The organism is Frigoribacterium salinisoli (genome assembly GCF_054781095.1).
In genome coordinates, this window is sequence record NZ_BAAGVB010000001.1 from 544,564 (window position 1) to 562,389 (window position 17,826).

Annotated in this window: 12 protein-coding genes; 10 read left to right on the plus strand and 2 right to left on the minus strand. The window is 70.7% G+C overall.

Features of this window, described 5'->3' with window-relative positions; genetic code table 11:
* The first annotated feature begins 16 nt into the window (after positions 1-16).
* The 5 genes from yicI to ACYVHQ_RS02625 all read left to right on the plus strand — a co-directional run bounded on the left by yicI (position 17) and on the right by ACYVHQ_RS02625 (position 8,982).
* Entirely contained in the window at positions 17-2,314 is a 2,298-nt protein-coding gene (yicI, locus tag ACYVHQ_RS02605; RefSeq protein WP_460510574.1) for an alpha-xylosidase, read from the plus strand.
* 161 nt (positions 2,315-2,475) lie between these two features.
* Complete coding sequence (gene dnaE, locus ACYVHQ_RS02610; RefSeq protein WP_460511220.1) at positions 2,476-5,937, plus strand: DNA polymerase III subunit alpha; 3,462 nt, start codon at positions 2,476-2,478, stop codon at positions 5,935-5,937.
* 80 nt (positions 5,938-6,017) lie between these two features.
* Positions 6,018-7,328, plus strand: a complete 1,311-nt coding sequence (gene hisD / locus ACYVHQ_RS02615; protein ID WP_460510575.1) for a histidinol dehydrogenase — start codon at positions 6,018-6,020, stop codon at positions 7,326-7,328.
* A gap of 128 nt (positions 7,329-7,456) precedes the next feature.
* Entirely contained in the window at positions 7,457-7,939 is a 483-nt protein-coding gene (gene nrdR / locus ACYVHQ_RS02620) for a transcriptional regulator NrdR (RefSeq protein WP_460510576.1), read from the plus strand.
* Complete coding sequence (locus ACYVHQ_RS02625; RefSeq protein ID WP_460510577.1) at positions 7,936-8,982, plus strand: quinone-dependent dihydroorotate dehydrogenase; 1,047 nt, start codon at positions 7,936-7,938, stop codon at positions 8,980-8,982. The genes nrdR and ACYVHQ_RS02625 overlap by 4 nt, the downstream gene beginning before the upstream one ends.
* Positions 8,983-9,051: 69 nt before the next feature.
* Here the strand turns inward: ACYVHQ_RS02625 and ACYVHQ_RS02630 are convergent, their stop codons facing one another.
* Positions 9,052-9,621 carry a DUF3043 domain-containing protein gene (locus ACYVHQ_RS02630; protein WP_460510578.1) on the minus strand — a complete coding sequence of 190 codons (570 nt, stop codon included), beginning with the start codon at positions 9,619-9,621 and terminating at the stop codon, positions 9,052-9,054.
* 41 nt (positions 9,622-9,662) lie between these two features.
* Here ACYVHQ_RS02630 and ACYVHQ_RS02635 point away from each other — a divergent pair, with 41 nt between their 5' ends.
* The 5 genes from ACYVHQ_RS02635 to ACYVHQ_RS02655 all read left to right on the plus strand — a co-directional run bounded on the left by ACYVHQ_RS02635 (position 9,663) and on the right by ACYVHQ_RS02655 (position 14,865).
* On the plus strand, positions 9,663-11,078 hold the full coding sequence (locus ACYVHQ_RS02635; RefSeq protein ID WP_460510579.1) for a M20/M25/M40 family metallo-hydrolase: 1,416 nt from the start codon (positions 9,663-9,665) through the stop codon (positions 11,076-11,078).
* 83 nt (positions 11,079-11,161) lie between these two features.
* Positions 11,162-11,554 carry an iron-sulfur cluster insertion protein ErpA gene (erpA, locus tag ACYVHQ_RS02640; protein WP_460510580.1) on the plus strand — a complete coding sequence of 131 codons (393 nt, stop codon included), beginning with the start codon at positions 11,162-11,164 and terminating at the stop codon, positions 11,552-11,554.
* 235 nt (positions 11,555-11,789) lie between these two features.
* Entirely contained in the window at positions 11,790-12,683 is an 894-nt protein-coding gene (gene ctaC / locus ACYVHQ_RS02645; protein WP_460510581.1) for an aa3-type cytochrome oxidase subunit II, read from the plus strand.
* Between the two features lie 12 nt (positions 12,684-12,695).
* Positions 12,696-14,441: an aa3-type cytochrome oxidase subunit I gene (gene ctaD / locus ACYVHQ_RS02650; protein ID WP_460510582.1), complete on the plus strand. Its 1,746-nt coding sequence runs from the start codon at positions 12,696-12,698 to the stop codon at positions 14,439-14,441.
* 7 nt (positions 14,442-14,448) lie between these two features.
* Positions 14,449-14,865: a cytochrome c oxidase subunit 4 gene (locus ACYVHQ_RS02655; RefSeq protein WP_460510583.1), complete on the plus strand. Its 417-nt coding sequence runs from the start codon at positions 14,449-14,451 to the stop codon at positions 14,863-14,865.
* 1,306 nt (positions 14,866-16,171) lie between these two features.
* Here ACYVHQ_RS02655 and qcrB read toward each other — a convergent pair.
* The gene (gene qcrB, locus ACYVHQ_RS02660) at positions 16,172-17,758 is read right to left on the minus strand and encodes a cytochrome bc1 complex cytochrome b subunit (RefSeq protein WP_460511221.1); all 1,587 of its coding nucleotides are present in this window, start codon (positions 17,756-17,758) and stop codon (positions 16,172-16,174) included.
* Between the last annotated feature and the right edge of the window lie 68 nt (positions 17,759-17,826).

Below are 17,826 nucleotides of genomic sequence, written 5' to 3' on the forward strand. Positions count from 1 at the left end.
CACCGAAAGGCACCTCATGAAGTTCACCGACGGCTTCTGGCAGACGCGCCCCGGCGTCGCCTCGCTCTTCGCCCAGGAGGCCTACGACGTCGACGTCGACGGTCGCTCGGTCGTCGTCACGGCCCCGACGAAGGTCATCGCCACGCGGGGCGACACCCTCAACCGCCCTGCGATGACGGTCACGCTGAGCTCGCCCCTCGAGGGAGTCATCGGCGTCACCGTCCAGCACTTCTCCGGGGGCAGGGACGAGATCGGCTTCGACCTGGTCGGGGCCGAGGGCGGGGCGGAGGGCGTCGGCACGGCCGAGGCGAGCGCAGGAGGCGCGACCCTGACCTCGGGCCGGCTCACGGCGACCGTCGCCCCCGGCGCGCCCTTCGACCTGGCGTTCTCCGACGGCGGCACGGTGCTCACCCGGAGCGGTGCCAAGTCGATCGGCTACCACTCGGTGGCGGCCGACGCGCACCTCGACGGCACCATGGTCGGGAACGCGCGGGGCGGCACGGGCCGCCTGACCTCGCCGAGCTACGTCTCGCAGCAGTTGTCGCTGGGCGTGGGCGAGCTCGTCTACGGCCTGGGGGAGCGCTTCGGCCCGCTGGTCAAGAACGGCCAGACCGTCGACGTCTGGAACGCGGACGGGGGCACCTCGAGCGAGCAGGCCTACAAGAACGTCCCGTTCTACGTCACGAACCGGGGGTACGGCGTGCTCGTCGACCACCCGGGGCACGTGTCGTACGAGATCGGATCGGAGGCGGTCGAGCGCGTGCAGTTCTCGGTCGCGGGCGAGGGGCTCACTTACTACGTGATCGCCGGCCCGACGCCCGCCGACGTCCTCGACCGGTACACGCGCCTCACGGGCCGCCCCGCGCACGTGCCCGCGTGGTCCTACGGGCTCTGGTTGTCGACGTCGTTCACGACCGACTACGACGAGGAGACCGTGTCGTCGTTCGTCGACGAGATGGCCCGTCGCGACATGCCGATCAGCGTCTTCCACTTCGACTGCTTCTGGATGCGCGAGTTCCACTGGTGCGACTTCGAGTGGGACCGACGGGTGTTCCCCGACCCCGAGGGGATGCTCGCCCGGCTGCACGAGCGCGACCTGCGCGTCTGCGTGTGGATCAACCCCTACATCGGGCAGCGCTCCAAGCTCTTCCGCGAGGCGGCCGAGGCAGGCTACCTGGTCCGCAACCCGGACGGCAGCGTCTGGCAGTGGGACCTCTGGCAGGCCGGCATGGGCCTCGTCGACTTCACGAACCCCGAGGCGACGGCCTGGTACCAGGACCACCTGCGCGCGCTGCAGGCCCAGGGCGTCGACGCCTTCAAGACGGACTTCGGCGAGCGCGTCCCGACGGACGTCGTCTGGCACGACGGCTCCGACCCCGAGCGCATGCACAACTGGTACGCGCAGCTCTACAACCGCGCGGTCTTCGAGGTGCTCGAGGAGGTCCGTGGCGAGGGCGACGCGGTCGTGTTCGCCCGGTCGGCGACGACCGGAGGGCAGCAGCTGCCCGTGCACTGGGGCGGCGACTCGACCTCGACGTTCGAGTCGATGGCCGAGACCCTGCGCGGGGGGCTGTCGCTCGCGATGAGCGGCTTCTCGTTCTGGAGCCACGACATCGGTGGTTTCGAGGGCACCCCCGATCCCGACGTCTACAAGCGCTGGACCGCCTTCGGCCTGCTCTCGAGCCACAGCCGGTTCCACGGCAGCAGCTCGTACCGGGTGCCGTGGGCGTTCGACGACGAGGCCGTCGAGGTCACGCGTCGCTTCACGAAGCTGAAGCTCGCGCTCATGCCGTACCTCTACGCGGCGGGGCTCGAGGCCTCGCGCTCGGGCCTGCCGGTGATGCGGCCGATGGTGCTCGCGTTCCCGACGGACCGCACGGCGGCCCACGTCGACACGCAGTACCTGCTGGGCGACGACCTGCTCGTGGCCCCGGTCTTCTCGGCGGACGGCACCGTCGAGGTCTACCTGCCCGCAGGGCGGTGGACGGACTGGTGGACCGGCGAGGTCGTCGACGCCGGATCGGGCACGTGGCGGACCGAGGTGCACGACGTGACCACGCTGCCCCTCTACGTGCGCGAGGGCGCGGTGCTGCCGCTCGGCGGGCGCGACGACCGCCCGGACCACGACTACCTCGACGGGCTCGTCCTGAGGGCCTTCCCCGGCCCGGACGGCACGCGCGAGGTGACCGTCACGACGCCGACGGGCGAGCGTGCGGACTTCACGGTCACGCGGGCAGGAGGCACGGTCTCGATCGGCACGACGGCCACCGGCTGGCGGCTCGAGGAGGTCGGGGGAGCGGCCACCGCCCGCTAGGTGCCCACCGGTCGGGAGGGGCGCCCGCCCCTCCCGACCGTCGTCGGGGTCGGTGCCGACGGTTAGACTCGACGTCCATCGTCCGACCTCGTCCCGACGGAGACCGCGTGGCCCAGAGCACCGACTCGTTCGTCCATCTGCACGTGCACAGCGAGTACTCGATGCTCGACGGCGCGGCCCGCGTGAAGCCGTTGCTCAGCGAGGCGGCCGCCCAGGGCATGCCGGCGGTCGCGGTCACGGACCACGGCAACGTCTTCGGCGCCTTCGACTTCTGGAAGAGCGCCAACGAGGCCGGCGTGAAGCCGATCATCGGCACGGAGGCGTACGTCACGCCCGGCACGCACCGCGGCGACAAGACCCGCGTGCGGTGGGGCGACGGGGGCCGCGACGACGTCTCCGGTGCGGGCGCGTACACGCACATGACCCTGCTCGCCGCGTCCACGCCGGGCATGCACAACCTCTTCCGCTTGTCGTCGCGCGCCTCGCTCGAGGGGTACTACTTCAAGCCGCGCATGGACCGCGAGCTGCTCTCGCAGTACTCCGACGGGCTCATCGCGACGACGGGCTGCCCGTCGGGCGAGGTCCAGACCCGCCTGCGGCTCGGCCAGTACGACGAGGCCGTCCAGGCGGCGGCCGACTTCCGCGACATCTTCGGCGCCGAGAACTACTTCGCCGAGATCATGGACCACGGGCTCGGCATCGAGCGGCGCATCATGGGCGACCTCCTGCGCCTCGCGAAGGACCTGGGGCTGCCCCTCGTGGCGACCAACGACCTGCACTACACCCACGCGCACGACGCCACGAGCCACGCGGCCCTGCTCTGCGTCCAGTCGGGGTCGACCCTCAACGACCCGAACCGCTTCAAGTTCGACGCGGACGAGTTCTACCTGAAGTCGGCCGCGCAGATGCGCCACCTCTTCCGCGACCACCCCGAGGCCTGCGACAACACGCTGCTCATCGCCGAGCGCTGCGACGTCCAGTTCGACACCTCGGCCAGCTACATGCCCCGGTACCCCGTGCCGGAGGGCGAGAACGAGGAGAGCTGGTTCATCAAGGAGGTCGAGAAGGGCCTCGTCTACCGCTACCCCGACGGCATCCCCGCCGACGTGCGCGAGCGCGCGGACTACGAGGTCGGCGTCATCGCGCAGATGGGGTTCCCCGGGTACTTCCTCGTCGTCGCCGACTTCATCAACTGGTCGAAGGACAACGGCATCCGGGTCGGGCCGGGCCGTGGCTCGGGCGCCGGCTCGATGGTCGCCTACGCCATGCGCATCACCGACCTCGACCCGATCCGCCACGGGCTGATCTTCGAGCGGTTCCTCAACCCCGACCGCGTGAGCATGCCCGACTTCGACGTCGACTTCGACGACCGTCGCCGTGGCGAGGTCATCAACTACGTGACCGACAAGTACGGCGACGAGCGCGTGGCCCAGATCGTGACCTACGGCACGATCAAGGCGAAGCAGGCCCTGAAGGACAGCTCGCGGGTGCTGGGCTTCCCCTTCGGCATGGGCGAGAAGCTCACGAAGGCGATGCCGCCCGCGATCATGGGCAAGGACATCCCGCTCACGGGCATCTTCGACGCCGAGCACGCCCGCTACAAGGAGGCCGGCGACATCCGTGCCGTCGTCGAGGCCGACCCCGAGGCGAAGACCGTCTTCGACACCGCCCTGGGCCTCGAGGGGCTGAAGCGCCAGTGGGGCGTGCACGCCGCCGGCGTGATCATGTCGAGCGACCCGCTGCTCGACATCATCCCGATCATGCGCCGCGAACAGGACGGCCAGATCGTCACGCAGTTCGACTACCCGGCGTGCGAGTCCCTCGGCCTCATCAAGATGGACTTCCTCGGGCTCCGCAACCTCACGATCATCAACGACGCCCTCGACAACATCAAGACGAACCGCGGCTTCGAGCTCGTGCTCGAGGACCTCGAGCTCGACGACCGCGGTGCCTACGAGCTGCTCTCCTCGGGTGACACCCTGGGCGTCTTCCAGCTCGACGGCGGGCCGATGCGAGGCCTCCTGCGCCTCATGAAGCCCGACAACTTCGAGGACATCTCCGCGGTCATCGCGCTCTACCGCCCCGGTCCCATGGGGGCGAACTCGCACACCAACTACGCCCTGCGCAAGAACGGCGTGCAGGGGATCACCCCGATCCACCCCGAGCTCGAGGAGCCCCTGCGCGAGGTGCTCGGCGGCACCTACGGCCTCATCATCTACCAGGAGCAGGTGATGAGCGTCGCGCAGAAGCTCGCGAACTTCACGCTGGGCCAGGCCGACATCCTGCGCCGGGCCATGGGCAAGAAGAAGAAGTCCGAGCTCGACAAGCAGTTCGAGGGCTTCTCGGCGGGGATGAAGTCCAACGGCTACTCCGACGGCGCGGTCAAGGCCATCTGGGACATCCTCCTGCCCTTCTCCGACTACGCCTTCAACAAGGCGCACTCGGCCGCGTACGGCGTCGTGTCGTACTGGACCGCGTACCTCAAGGCGCACTACCCGGCCGAGTACATGGCGGCGCTGCTGACGAGCGTCGGCGACTCGCGCGACAAGCTCGGGCTCTACCTCAACGAGTGCCGCCGCATGGGCATCAAGGTGCTGCCCCCGGACGTCAACGAGTCGATCGGGTTCTTCGCCGCCGTCGGCGAGGACATCCGCTTCGGCATGGGCGCCGTGCGCAACGTCGGGTTCAACGTCGTCGAGCACATCAGGGCCTCGCGCGAGAAGGAGGGCGCGTTCTCGTCGTTCCACGACTTCCTGCGCAAGGTCCCGCTGCCCGTCGCCAACAAGCGCACGGTCGAGTCGCTGGTCAAGGCCGGTGCCTTCGACTCGCTCGGCTCGACGCGCCGCGCGCTCGTCGAGATCCACGAGTCGGCGGTCGAGGCCGCGGTGAGCGAGAAGCGCGCCGAGGCCAACGGGCAGGTCGGCTTCGACTTCGACTCCCTCTGGGACGAACCGCAGGCCGTGCAGCACGTGCCCGACCGGCCCGAGTGGACCAAGAAGGACAAGCTCGCCTTCGAGCGCGACATGCTCGGCCTCTACGTGAGCGACCACCCGCTCGCGGGGCTCGAGCTGCCGCTCGCCAAGCACCGCAGCACGACGGTCACCGACATCCTCGCGAGCGACGCGTCGATCGACGGCGAGCAGGTCACCGTGGCGGGCCTCGTCACGAGCGTGCAGCACCGGGTGGCGCGCAACTCGGGCAACCCGTACGGCATCGTCACGGTCGAGGACTTCGGCGGCGAGATCTCCGCGATGTTCCTGGGCAAGACGTACCAGGAGTTCGGACCGTCCCTCGTGGGCGACTCCATCATCGTGCTCAAGGGGCGCGTCAGCGTGCGCGACGACGGCATGAACCTGCACGCCGTGAGCATGTTCCAGCCCGACCTCGGCGTCGGCGTCGACTCCGGGCCCCTGGTGCTGCAGATCCCCGAGCGGCGGGCGACGAGCGACGTCGTCACCGAGCTGGCGGCGGTGCTCGGCCGGCACCGCGGGCGCACCGAGGTCCGCCTCAAGCTGGTCAAGGGCGGCGTCGCGCGGAGCTTCGAGGTGCCCATGCCGGTCGACGTCACCGCCGACCTCTTCGGCGAGCTGAAGAGCCTGCTCGGGCCGGGCTGCCTGGTCTGAGCCGGCCCCGCCGCCTCGGCAGCCGCGGTCGGGCCGGGACCGGCCGGAGGCGCGTCCCGCCCGGCTAGGCTGGTCCGGCCATGATCCAGACCACAGACCTCCGGGGCAGCCGCCCGAGCCCGTCCGACCTCCTCGCCCTCGTGCCGCGCACCACCGCGGACGTCTCCGCCGCGACGGGAGCCGCCGAGCAGCTCCTGCGGGCCGTCCGGGAGCGCGGGCTGAGCGCCCTGGCCGACCAGGCCGAGCGCTTCGACGGGGTCCGCCCGACGACGTTCCGGGCCACGTCGGAGGACCTCGCGCGTGCCGTCGACGAGCTCGACCCGCTCGTGCGCGACGCGCTGGTCGAGTCCATCGCGCGGGTCACCGAGGCCAGCCGCGCCCAGGTGCCCGCGCCCGCCGTGACCCGGCCGTCGACCGGCGCCGTCGTCGAGCAGCGCTGGCAGCCCGTCGAGCGCGCCGGCGTGTACGTGCCCGGCGGCAAGGCCGTCTACCCGTCGAGCGTCGTCATGAACGTCGTGCCCGCCCAGGTCGCGGGCGTCCGCGAGATCGCGCTCGTCTCGCCCGCGCAGCGCGAGCACGGCGGTGCCGTGCACCCCGTCGTGCTGGGCGCGGCGGGCCTCCTGGGCGTCGACGAGGTCTACGCCCTCGGCGGTGCCGGGGCCGTCGGAGCGCTGGCGTACGGCGTCCCCGAGCTGGGCCTGGCGCCCGTGCAGGTCATCACGGGCCCCGGCAACAACTTCGTCGCGGCCGCCAAGCAGCTCGTCCGTGGGCGGGTCGGCATCGACTCCGTGGCGGGGGCGACGGAGATCCTCGTGCTCGCCGACGGCACCGCCGACGCGACGCTCGTCGCCGTCGACCTCATCAGCCAGGCCGAGCACGACGAGGACGCCGCGGCCGTGCTCGTGACGGACTCCGCCGACCTGGTCGACGCGGTGCGCCGCGAGCTGGAGCGGCTCGTGCCCCGCACCCTGAGCGCCGAGCGCGTGCGCACGGCGCTCGGCGGCCGCCAGTCGGCGCTCGTGCTCGTCGACGACCTCGAGCGCGCCGTCGACTTCAGCAACGCCTACGGGCCCGAGCACCTCGAGATCCAGACGGCGGACGACGACGCCGTGCTGGCGGGCGTGACGAACGCCGGCGCCGTCTTCGTCGGGCCGTCGACCCCGGTGAGCCTGGGGGACTACCTCGCCGGCTCCAACCACGTGCTGCCCACGAGCGGGCAGTCGCGCTTCTCCTCCGGGCTCGGCGCCTACACCTTCCTGCGCCCCCAGCAGATCGTGCGCTACGAGCACGACGCCCTCGCCGAGGTCGCCGACCGGCTCGTCGCCCTGTCGCGGGCCGAGGGCCTGCCCGCGCACGGCGAAGCGGTGAGCGCGCGCCTCGAGCGTCCCTGACCGGACCGGGCCGGGGACGGACCGGCCGGACCCGACCGGTGCGGTGCGGGCCCGACCCGATCGGGCCCGACCCGATCGGGCCCGACCCGACCGGGGCGGGCCTCCGGCTCCGCTAGCCTGGCGGCACCATGTTCTGCCCTTTCTGCCGCCACCCCGACTCCCGCGTCGTCGACTCGCGCACGAGCGACGACGGCACGTCGATCCGTCGCCGACGCCAGTGCCCGAACTGCGGTCGACGCTTCAGCACCACCGAGACCGCGAGCCTCAACGTCGTCAAGCGCAACGGGGTGCTCGAGCCCTTCAGCCGCGACAAGATCATCTCGGGCGTCCGCAAGGCCTGTCAGGGGCGTCCCGTGACCGACGGCGACCTGGCCGTCCTGGCGCAGAAGGTCGAGGAGGCCGTCCGGGCGAGCGGCGCGTCCCAGCTCGAGGCCAACGACATCGGCCTGGCGATCCTGCCGCCGCTCCGTGAGCTCGACGAGGTCGCCTACCTCCGCTTCGCGAGCGTCTACCAGGCGTTCGACTCCCTCGACGACTTCGAGGCCGCCGTGCGCCAGCTGCGCGCCGAGCACGCCGACCGTCCTCGCACCCTGCGCTCGGTCGACGAATGAGGACCCCGTACCGCCTCCTGTTCGACACGGTGCTGCGACGGCTCGACCCGGAGGACGCCCACCACCTGGCGTTCCGGGTCATCCGGGCCGTGCCGCGGCTCGGGCTCGGACCCCTCGTGCGCCGCGCGACGCGCCCGCACCCGTCGCTGGCGGTCGAGGCCCTCGGCCTGCGCTTCGACTCGCCCTTCGGGGTCGCAGCGGGCTTCGACAAGGACGCCCGCGGCATCGCCGGGCTCGGGGCGCTCGGGTTCGGGCACGTCGAGGTCGGCACGGTCACGGCGCGGGCGCAGCCGGGCAACGAGCGTCCTCGTCTGTTCCGGCTCGTCGACGACCTGGCCGTCGTCAACCGCATGGGGTTCAACAACGCGGGCGCGGCCGCCGCGGCGAGGGCCGTCTCGGCGGCACGCGGCCTGGAGCCCCGACCCGTCATCGGCGTCAACATCGGCAAGAGCCGCGTGGTCGACGTCGAGGACGCCGTCGCCGACTACCTCGTGAGCACGCGCCTCCTGGCACCCGTGGCCGACTACCTGGCCGTCAACGTCTCGTCGCCGAACACGCCCGGCCTGCGCGGCCTGCAAGAGCTGGACCTGCTCGCGCCGCTGCTGACCGCGGTCCGCGACGCGGCGGGCCGGACCCCGGTGCTCGTGAAGATCGCGCCCGACCTGACCGACGACGGCGTCGGCCGCATCGCCGAGCTCGTGCTCGAGCTCGGGCTCGCCGGCGTGGTGGCCACCAACACGACGCTGTCGCGGGAGGGGCTCCGCACGCCCGGGGCGCAGGTCGACGCCGTCGGCGCCGGCGGTCTCTCCGGAGCTCCGCTCGCCGCCCGGTCGCTCGAGGTGCTCGGCCTGCTGCGCCGGGTGCTGCCGGCCGAGGTCTGCGTGGTCTCCGTCGGCGGGGTCACGACGGCCGCCGACGTCGAGGCGCGCCTGAGGGCGGGCGCGACGCTCGTGCAGGGCTACACGGGCTTCCTCTACGAGGGGCCGCTCTGGGCGCGCAGGGTCAACCGCGGGCTGCTCCGCCTGCGCCGTCGCGCCTCCTGAGGGTCGTCGACGGGACGACGAGAGCCCGCCACCCCGAGGGGTGACGGGCTCTCGACGTCGAGCCGTGCGTCAGGCGGGGAACTCGCCCCGCGCCACCTGCGGCTTCGGCAGCCGCATGGGCTTCATCTGCAGCGCGCGCATCGCGGCGTAGAGGCGGAGGCCCTTCTCCGCCGAGCCGAACCGCTCCGCCACGCGCTTGGCGACGCGACGGCCGAGCAGGAACGAGTCGAGGACCGTGAACAGGAAGAAGCCCCAGATCACCAGGAGGCTGATGCTCTGCACCGTGACGTTGGGGACGAAGCTCAGGACCACGATGACGAGCATCGCGGGGATGAGCGCCTCGCCCACGCTGAAGCGCGCGTCGACGTAGTCGCGGACCCATCGGCGCTGGGGGCCCTTGTCGCGCACGGGGAGGTACTTCTCCTCGCCCGCGGCGAGCCCGGCCCGCTGGCGGTCCCTGATCTCGGCGGCCCGGGCGCGCTGCGCCTTCTGGGCCTCCTTGCCCGAGGCGACCAGCGGCCTCCTGTTGGCCTGCTCGCGCTCACGGCGCGTCGGGGTCGGGCGCCCCTTGCCGGCGCTCGTCGGTGTCGTCTCGGCGTCGGTGTCGACGGCGTTCGGTGTGTACGGTGCCTTGGCCACTGGTGATCCTCGGGTCGGTGCGAGTTCCTAAGATTACCTCCATGACCGACACAGCACATCCCGTCACGCCCCTCGACCCGGGGACTGCCAGCCGACTCGCGGAGGCCGTGCAGGGCGGCATGCCCCGCACCGTCGCCGACCTCTCGTCGCTCGTGCGGATCCCGTCGGTCTCGTGGGACGCCTTCGACCCCGCGCACGTGCGGACGAGCGCCGAGGCCGTGGCCGCGCTGGTCGAGTCCACGGGGCTCTTCGACGACGTGCGCATCAGCACGGCGCCCCTCGGCGACGACGGGGCGCAGGGGCAGCCCGCGGTCCTCGCGCGTCGCGAGGCGGCACCCGGTCGCCCGACGGTGCTGCTCTACGCGCACCACGACGTGCAGCCGCCCGGGTCCGAGGACCACTGGGACACGGCGCCCTTCGAACCGACCGTGCGCGGCGACCGGCTCTACGGGCGCGGCGCCTCCGACGACAAGGCCGGCGTGCTGTCGCACGTGGCCGCCCTCCGTGCCGTCCACGAGGTGCTCGGGGACGACCTCGGCGTCGGCGTGACGGTCTTCGTCGAGGGGGAGGAGGAGTTCGGCTCCCGCTCCTTCGGCGCCTTCCTGCAGCAGCACCACGACGACCTCGCCGCCGACGTCATCGTCGTCGCCGACTCCGACAACTGGAGCACCACCGTCCCGGCCATCACCGTGTCGCTGCGCGGCAACGTGACCTTCCGGCTCACGGTCCGCACGCTCGCGCACGCCTCGCACTCCGGCATGCTCGGTGGTGCCGTCCCCGATGCCATGATGGCGGCGGTCCGGCTCCTCGCCACCCTCCACGACGACGACGGCGCCGTCGCCGTCGAGGGGCTGACGAGCCGCGAGGCCGAGCACCCCGAGCGTGGGGAGGACCAGCTGCGCAGCGAGGCCGGGCTCCTCGACGGGGTCGTCCCGGTCGGCCGGGGCCCGGTCCTGGCCCGTACCTGGTCCCAGCCGTCGATCACGGTCACGGGCATCGACGCGCCCAGCGTCGCCGAGGCCTCGAACACGCTGCTGCCGGAGGTCTCGGTGCGCATCAGCGCCCGCGTCGCCCCCGGCCAGCGGGCCACCGAGGCGTACGCGGCGCTCGAGGCGCACCTGCTCTCGCACGCGCCGTTCGGCGCCCACGTCGAGATCACCGACGTCGACCTGGGCGACCCGTTCCTCGTCGACACCACGGGGTGGGCCATCGCCGAGGCCACGGCGGCCATGACCGAGGGCTGGGGGACCGCTCCCGTGCAGACGGGCATCGGCGGCTCGATCCCGTTCATCGCCGACCTCGTCGAGGCGTTCCCGTCCGCGCAGATCCTCGTCACGGGCGTCGAGGACCCCGAGACGATGGCGCACAGCCCCAACGAGTCGCAGCACCTCGGCGTGCTGCACCGGGCCGTGCTGAGCGAGGCGCTCCTCTTGGCGAGGCTCGACGCGCGGTCGTGACCGCCGCGGCGGGTCCGTTCCCGGGTCCGCTGCTTACACTGTGGTGCGAGCGTCCCACGCTCGCCCGGCCAGAAGGAGGCACCATGACCGACACCGCCACCGCGCCCGCCGCGGCCACGGCCACGACGACCGCGCCCGTCGAGGCACCCGCCCACGGCGTCCAGCTCTCGGACGCCGCCGCCCAGAAGGTGCGCAGCCTGCTGTCGCAGGAGGGTCGCGACGACCTGCGCCTGCGCGTCGCCGTGCAGCCGGGTGGCTGCTCGGGGCTCATCTACCAGCTCTACTTCGACGAGCGCCTGCTCGAGGCCGATGCGACCGTCGACTACGACGGCGTGGAGGTCGTCGTCGACAAGATGAGCGTCCCCTACCTCGACGGTGCCTCGATCGACTTCGAGGACACCATCCAGAAGCAGGGCTTCACCATCGACAACCCCAACGCGCAGGGCAGCTGCGCCTGCGGCGACAGCTTCCACTGAGCCGTCGCGCCGGGCAGGTCCCGGCACGCCTCCCGACGGGGACCGACCATCCGGGTCGGTCCCCGTCGGCGCGTGCAGGAGGCGCGACCGGGGCTCCCCGTGGCCCGCGTTCCCAGGCGCGTCGAGAGACTTCGGCGTGCTGCGTGCAGTCGGCCGTCCGACCTGCGAGTAGGCTAGGGAAGTCCCCACCGAGTCTGGGAACGCAACCTGCTGTCGTGTCATCCGAGAGGTAACAGTGCGTCGTAACCGCCGTCTTCGTTGGGCCGCCACTCCCGTGGCCGCCGTCCTGGCCCTGATCCTGGCGGGCTGCTCGCAGGCTCAGCTGCAGGGGTTCCTCCCCGCCGAACCCGGGACGACCAACCACGTCGACCGGATCATCGGGCTCTGGGTGACCTCCTGGATCGTCCTGCTCGTCGTGGGCGTCATCGTGTGGGGCCTCATCATCTGGGCCTCGGTCGCCTACCGTCGCCGCAAGGGCCAGACGGGCCTGCCGGTGCAGCTCCGCTACAACATGCCGATCGAGATCTTCTACACGATCGTGCCGTTCATCCTCGTGCTGGGCTTCTTCGCCTTCACGGCTCGCGACCAGGCCGCGATCGAGGAGCCGACCGCCGAGCCCGACGTCACCATCGACGTCTACGCGAAGCGCTGGGCGTGGGACTTCAACTACGTCGACCAGGACGACGAGGACGACTCGGTCTACTTCCAGGGCATCCAGGCGCAGGAGCTCGGCGACGGCAACGTGGACGACGGCCAGCTGCCGGTGCTCTACCTCCCCGTCGGCAAGACGGTCGAGATCGAGCTGCAGTCCCGCGACGTGGCGCACTCCTTCTGGGTGGTGGACTTCCTCTACAAGAAGGACACCATCCCGGGCAAGACGAACTACATGTACTTCACGCCCGAGAAGGAGGGCACCTTCCGCGGGAAGTGCGCCGAGCTCTGCGGCGAGTACCACTCGCTCATGCTCTTCGACGTGAAGGTCGTCTCCGAGGGCGAGTACGAGGCCTACCTCGACACGCTCCGCGACCAGGGCAACGTCGGTCGCCTCGACGAGCAGTACAACACCAACACCAACCAGCCGAACAACGAGGCGCCCGTCGCCGCCGGCACCGAAGACTCCGAGAAGTAAGGGCAGCGTTCGATGAGCTCAGCCACCGCCACCCGCCCCGCGTCCGGCGGCACGTCGTCCGGTCCGGACCTCCGCGCCTCCAAGGTCGGCCGCAAGGGCAACGTCGTCGTCTCGTGGATCACCTCCACCGACCACAAGACCATCGGGTACATGTACCTGATCGCGTCGTTCCTGTTCTTCTGCCTCGGCGGCGTGATGGCCCTGGTCATCCGTGCCCAGCTCTTCGCCCCGGGCCTCAACATCGTCGAGACGAAAGAGCAGTACAACCAGCTCTTCACGATGCACGGCACGATCATGCTGCTGCTCTTCGCGACGCCGCTCTTCTCGGGCTTCGCGAACGCGCTCATGCCGCTGCAGATCGGTGCTCCCGACGTGGCGTTCCCGCGACTCAACGCCTTCTCGTTCTGGCTCTACTTCTTCGGTGCGCTCATCGCCGTGGGAGGGTTCCTCACCCCGCAGGGTGCGGCCTCGTTCGGATGGTTCGCCTACGCACCGTTGTCGGACACGACCTTCTCGCCAGGGTTGGGCGGCAACCTCTGGGTGTTCGGCCTCGCGCTGACCGGGTTCAGCACGATCTTCGGCTCGGTGAACTTCATCACCTCGATCATCACCATGCGCGCGCCGGGCATGACGATGTGGCGCATGCCGATCTTCACCTGGAACACGCTGATCACGTCGATCCTCGTGATCATGGCCTTCCCGGTCCTCGCCGCCGCGCTGTTCGGCCTCGGCTTCGACCGCGTCTTCGACGCGCAGGTGTTCAACCCCGCCAACGGCGGTGCCATCCTCTGGCAGCACCTCTTCTGGTTCTTCGGCCACCCCGAGGTGTACATCATCGCGCTGCCGTTCTTCGGCATCGTGTCCGAGGTCTTCCCGGTCTTCAGCCGCAAGCCGATCTTCGGTTACAAGACGCTGGTGTTCGCCACGATCTCGATCGCGGCCCTGTCGATCACCGTGTGGGCCCACCACATGTACGTCACGGGTTCGGTCCTGCTGCCCTTCTTCTCGCTGATGACGATGCTCATCGCCGTCCCCACGGGCGTGAAGATCTTCAACTGGATCGGCACGATGTGGCGCGGTTCGATCACCTTCGAGACGCCCATGCTCTGGGCCATCGGGTTCCTCGTGACCTTCACGTTCGGTGGCCTCACCGGCGTCATCCTCGCGTCGCCGCCGCTCGACTTCCACGTCTCGGACACCTACTTCGTGGTGGCGCACTTCCACTACGTCGTCTTCGGAACGGTCGTCTTCGCCATGTTCTCGGGCTTCTACTTCTGGTGGCCCAAGTGGACCGGCAAGATGCTCAACGAGCGCATCGGCAAGATCCACTTCTGGCTGCTCTTCATCGGGTTCCACACCACGTTCCTCGTGCAGCACTGGCTCGGCGTCATGGGCATGCCCCGCCGCTACGCGACGTACCAGCCCGAGGACCACTTCACGTGGATGAACCAGGTCAGCACCATCGGCGCGATGATCCTCGGCGTCTCGATCCTGCCGTTCCTCTACAACGTGTACATCACCGCTCGTCGGGCGCCCAAGGTCGAGGTCAACGACCCGTGGGGCTACGGACGCTCGCTCGAGTGGGCGACGTCGTGCCCCCCGCCGCGGCACAACTTCACGTCGATCCCGCGCATCCGCTCCGAGTCGCCGGCGTTCGACCTGAACCACCCCGAGGCCGGCATGCCCGTCGGTGTCGGACCCGTCAAGGACGCCCCGGAGGCGCCCACCTACGACGCCTCCCAGGACAAGGTGAAGTGAGCCGAGCATGAGAACCAACGCAACCCTCTTCTACGTCCTGGCGGTCTTCTTCTTCGTCGCCGCTGCCGCGTACACGCTGTGGAGCATCATCGACCAGGACAAGGTCGAGCCCGTCGGCACCGTCGCGATCTCCCTCACCGGGATCCTGAGCGTGTTCCTCGCCTTCTACATGGCGCGGTCCCACGGGGCCCAGGGCGGGGAGCTGCCGGAGGACCGGCTCGACGCGAACATCGACGACGGCGACCCCGAGCTCGGGCACTTCAGCCCCTGGTCGTGGTGGCCGATCTTCCTCGCCGGGTCCGCGGCCCTGGCCTTCCTCGGTCTCGCGGTCGGCATGTGGATCGCCTACATCGCCGGAGCGCTCGTCGTGGTCTCCCTCGTGGGCTGGGTCTACGAGTACTACCGAGGCAACTTCGCGCACTGACGCTCGTCAGAAGAGAAGGGGTGCAGGTCCGTCAGGGCCTGTACCCCTTCTGTCTGCTCCGGTGCGCGTGTGGCGGGTCGCCGATGCCGCCGGTGCGTAGGAGCCGGCGGCGTGCCGGCCGCCGGCAGTCAACCCCCGGGTACGTTCGAGACCGTCGGTGCCCGGCCTGACCGCCCATCGATGACGCAGAGCGTCGACCCTGAGGCACGCTGCTCGTGCCACCGGCCGGAAGAGGCGCGGCACGGCCCGCGCACACGTGCGTGACGTCCTCCAGGACGTCAGACCGACGGCTGCGGCAACCTGCACCCCCGCTCGGCGGGGCTCGGGACCAGGGGGCACGCGGCGACGAGGACGCACGGTCTGGCCCGCTCGCCGCGCCTCGCACGGGGACCGCGCGCCAGCCGAGCCCCGGCGGTGACTCAGTGGGGGAGAGCACCGTGGCAGTGGGCGCAGCCCGGCCGCCGCAGACGCAGCACCGCGGCAGCGGGCGCAACCCGGCCGCCGCAGACGCAGCACCGCCGTAGCGGGCGCAGCCCGGCCGTAGCGGGCGCAGCACCGCCGCCGCAGACGCAGCACCGCCGCCGCCGTACCGCCGCCGCCGCGGACGCAGCACCAGGCTGGGGCGGTGTCGCAGGTGGTCAGGGGAGTGCGGCGTGCACCAGCGCACGGACCCGGCGGCAGCACGTACCTCGGAGACCCTTCCTGTGCACCGGTCGACGAGCCGCCTCCCCGAGCTGTCTCACCGAGCCCGCGGCACGACCTCGCCTGGTCGTGCCTCACGCACCCAGGCTGCCTACGCCGGTCGCTCGCGTGCGGCATGGCCCTGCGCGTACAGCACGAGGCTCGTCCACCGGGGGTACGGGCTCCCCGAGGCCGGTCCGGGGACCGACAGCACGGGCGTGCATCCTGCCCGAGGGCGGCTCAGGCACCGACACCGAGGGCACACGACGGGCCCCGGTCGCCCGGGGCGGCGGAGCGGTGCGTTCTGCGCGGCAACCGTCCCTGATCATCGTCACGCGACCGCTGCGTGTCCTCGGCGCGAGGGACGTGGGCGGGTGCCACTGTGCCCGCCGTCCCGCGAGCACGGGTTCGCCCTGACACGGCCCGCGGACCGGCGACAGGACGGAGGCGCACTCTGGTGCGGACAGGCACGGGAGAGCCTCGGAGCACGGCTCGCCCGAGGGCCCGTCCGTTCCCGGTGTGCAGGGCCGCGGACCCTGTCTGGTGACGGAGGCGTGCGTCATCCAGAACGCCGAAGGGCCCGACCGCCGGAGCGGTCGGGCCCTTCGAGGGGGAGCGGTCGGGGTCAGTGCAGCTCGCGCTGCGAACCCTGGTCCGACGACTCGATGCCGTGGTGGTGCGACGCCTCGATCTCGCTCCGGCGCACCGGTGCGATGCGGTCCTCGAAGAAGAACGAGGAGACGGACGCGCGGACCCGCTGGAGCGGGCTGATGCGGCCACGAGCATCGGGTCGGACCATGAGCGGCTCGTACTCCTCGAAGTCGAGGAGGCGCCAACGCTCGTACTCGTCGAGCTGCTCGTGGACCTCGATGTACTCACCGCCGGGGAGGCGGACGATGCGTCCGGTCTCGTAACCGTGGAGAGCGATCTCGCGGTCCTTCTTCTGGAGCGCGATGCAGATGCGCTTCGTGACCATGAAGGCGACGAACGGTCCGAGGATCAGGACGGCCTGCATGACGTGGATCACGGCGTTGAGGGACACGTGGAAGTGCGTCGCCATGATGTCCGAGCTGGCCGCCGCCCAGAGGGCCGCGTAGACGACGATGCCGGCAGCACCGATGGCCGTACGGGTCGGCGCGTTGCGCGGACGGTCCAGGATGTGGTGCTCGCGCTTGTCGCCGGTGACCCACGCCTCGAGGAACGGGTAGACCATGATCGCCACGATGAGGCCGGTGAGGACCGCGATGGGGGCGAGGATGTTCATCGAGACCGTGTACCCGAAGAGCAGGAACTCCCAGCCCGGGGGGACGAGGCGCAGGGCGCCGTCGGCGAAGCCGATGTACCAGTCGGGCTGCGTGCCGGCCGAGACCGGGGACGGGTCGTAGGGGCCGTAGTTCCAGATCGGGTTGATCGTGAACAGCGCCGAGATGAGGACGAGCACACCGAAGACGATGAAGAAGAACCCACCGGCCTTGGCCGCGAAGACGGGCATGACGGGCACGCCGACGACGTTCTCGTTCGTCTTGCCGGGGCCGGCGAACTGGGTGTGCTTGTTGATCACGAGCAGCAGGAGGTGCGCACCGAGCATGGCGATGAGCAGCGCGGGCAGCAGCATGATGTGCAGCGAGTACAGGCGAGCCACGACGTCGGTCCCCGGGAACTCCCCACCGAAGAGCAGGTAGGAGATCCACACGCCGATGACGGGGATGCCCTTGACCATGCCGTCGATGATGCGGAGGCCGTTGCCGGAGAGCAGGTCGTCGGGGAGCGAGTACCCCGTGAAGCCCTCGGCCATGGCGAGGATCCACAGCACGAAGCCGATGACCCAGTTGAGCTCACGGGGCTTGCGGAACGCACCCGTGAAGTAGACGCGGAGCATGTGCAGCATGATCGACGCCACGAACAGCAGCGCCGCCCAGTGGTGCACCTGGCGGAACAGCAGGCCACCGCGCACGTCGAACGAGATGTCGAGCGTCGACGCCATGGCGGCCGACATGTTCAGCCCCTTGAGCGGGACGTACGACCCGTTGTAGTTCACCTCGGCCATGGACGGCTGGTAGAAGAACGTCAGGAACGTGCCCGAGAGCAGGATGACGACGAAGCTGTAGAGCGCGACCTCGCCGAGCATGAAGGACCAGTGGTCCGGGAAGATCTTGCGGCCGACCTCGCGGACGAGTCCGGAGACGCTGGTCCGCTCGTCGACGTAGTTCATGGCCGTGCCGAAGAAACGGTTCGACTTGGTCGGTGCGAACGAGTCGGCGGCGCGGGAGGGCGTCGACG

Excerpts from the sequence above, each read along its gene's own strand:
- yicI (WP_460510574.1), top strand. The coding sequence starts at position 17 with ATGAAGTTCACCGACGGCTTCTGGCAGACGCGCCCCGGCGTCGCCTCG.
- dnaE (WP_460511220.1), top strand. The coding sequence starts at position 2,476 with ATGCTCGACGGCGCGGCCCGCGTGAAGCCGTTGCTCAGCGAGGCGGCC.
- hisD (WP_460510575.1), top strand. The coding sequence starts at position 6,018 with ATGATCCAGACCACAGACCTCCGGGGCAGCCGCCCGAGCCCGTCCGAC.
- nrdR (WP_460510576.1), top strand. The coding sequence starts at position 7,457 with ATGTTCTGCCCTTTCTGCCGCCACCCCGACTCCCGCGTCGTCGACTCG.
- ACYVHQ_RS02625 (WP_460510577.1), top strand. The coding sequence starts at position 7,936 with ATGAGGACCCCGTACCGCCTCCTGTTCGACACGGTGCTGCGACGGCTC.
- ACYVHQ_RS02635 (WP_460510579.1), top strand. The coding sequence starts at position 9,663 with ATGACCGACACAGCACATCCCGTCACGCCCCTCGACCCGGGGACTGCC.
- erpA (WP_460510580.1), top strand. The coding sequence starts at position 11,162 with ATGACCGACACCGCCACCGCGCCCGCCGCGGCCACGGCCACGACGACC.
- ctaD (WP_460510582.1), top strand. The coding sequence starts at position 12,696 with ATGAGCTCAGCCACCGCCACCCGCCCCGCGTCCGGCGGCACGTCGTCC.
- ACYVHQ_RS02655 (WP_460510583.1), top strand. The coding sequence starts at position 14,449 with ATGAGAACCAACGCAACCCTCTTCTACGTCCTGGCGGTCTTCTTCTTC.
- qcrB (WP_460511221.1), bottom strand. The coding sequence starts at position 17,758 with ATGAACTACGTCGACGAGCGGACCAGCGTCTCCGGACTCGTCCGCGAG.